Consider the following 1,105-nt stretch of genomic DNA (forward strand, 5'->3'; position numbering starts at 1 on the left):
GGCGATTGATCTGATCACCAAACGTCATGAATGTTCCTATCTTTTTTATCTTATTGATATCGCAATATTATTTGTGGGGATACCTCAGGGTCAGAGTACTTTATTGGCTGAGTATTGTATTCATAGTAAATAAAATAAACACTTCAAGGTACATGTTGCCTCACTCGTAAGGAGTGTACTTTACTTGGACTCTATCGCTTATAAACGCTTTTTTATTACTAACTGTTATCTGGTACTAACTCGTTAAGGTGCAAAACCATCCAACCGTTAATATAAATATTTCGAGGCCGCCTAGCATCGTAAATGGCACCAGAAGTAATCAAGTCATTTACTTTTGTTTTGCTAAGCACAAGGTTATCAACGCGATAGTAATTGCGCAGTAATAACGCTTTATCAAATTTCGCGTGTTGACTTGGTGAGACAGGTCTTGTGTGAGCAATGTTTCCGACTTTAAAAGTAAGAGTATCATTATCGACACTAAGTAATTTCAGGGGGACATAGCGAAATCGAGCATCCGATGAAGGGTCTATAGCTCTATAGTCAATATAGAAAAAGTCGTTTTTCTGAGGATTAGCTAAGACCCGCTCTTTTTCACTATTTTCAATAAATGCATTACCAACAAAGAAGAATGCTATTAGAAGAAAACAAACAAGTTCTGCATGCAGCTTTAATAGAGCGGTCACTGGTTCAAGTTGAAAATTACCCCGCAAATAAGCTGGGTTATTATTGAATGGTAAGGCTGACATACAAACTTCCTAGCTGTTTAGTGTTTTTATACCATACCGATTATTTTTCAACCTGTCGCTTTTTCTATACATTCAAACAAGTCCACAGCATTGATCCCTCGAATAATGGGGTCAGAGTACATTTCTCTAATAAGGTATGCTGGCGAATTAGAGTACTTCTCCCACACTGTTATGAAATCACGCATAGTTTAAATTCGTTTTTTAAAAAAAGTACTCTGACCCTGAGGTATCCCCACAAATAATATAACGATATCAGCGAAATAAAAAAGATAGGAACATTCATGACGTTTGGTGATCAGATCAATCGCCAAAAATCACCGAGGCCAAACAGCCATGAATGCTCTATCTATTGTGAACAA

Annotated in this window: 2 protein-coding genes; both read right to left on the minus strand. The window is 37.0% G+C overall.

The annotated features are described in order from the left end of the window. Nucleotides 1-218: 218 nt before the first annotated feature. Entirely contained in the window at nt 219-746 is a 528-nt protein-coding gene (locus tag BIZ39_RS21945) for a hypothetical protein (RefSeq protein ID WP_187448138.1), read from the minus strand. Nucleotides 747-793: 47 nt separating this feature from the next. Next, nucleotides 794-931, minus strand: coding sequence for a hypothetical protein (locus BIZ39_RS21950; protein WP_155279878.1), 138 nt, complete (start codon nt 929-931; stop codon nt 794-796). Nucleotides 932-1,105 lie beyond the last annotated feature (174 nt).

The organism is Alteromonas sp. BZK5 (assembly GCF_014349115.1).
Lineage (GTDB): Bacteria > Pseudomonadota > Gammaproteobacteria > Enterobacterales > Alteromonadaceae > Alteromonas > Alteromonas macleodii.

Bases quoted from the DNA above. Each gene is read 5' to 3' on its own strand.
- BIZ39_RS21945 (WP_187448138.1), bottom strand. From the start codon at position 746: ATGTCAGCCTTACCATTCAATAATAACCCAGCTTATTTGCGGGGTAAT.
- BIZ39_RS21950 (WP_155279878.1), bottom strand. From the start codon at position 931: ATGCGTGATTTCATAACAGTGTGGGAGAAGTACTCTAATTCGCCAGCA.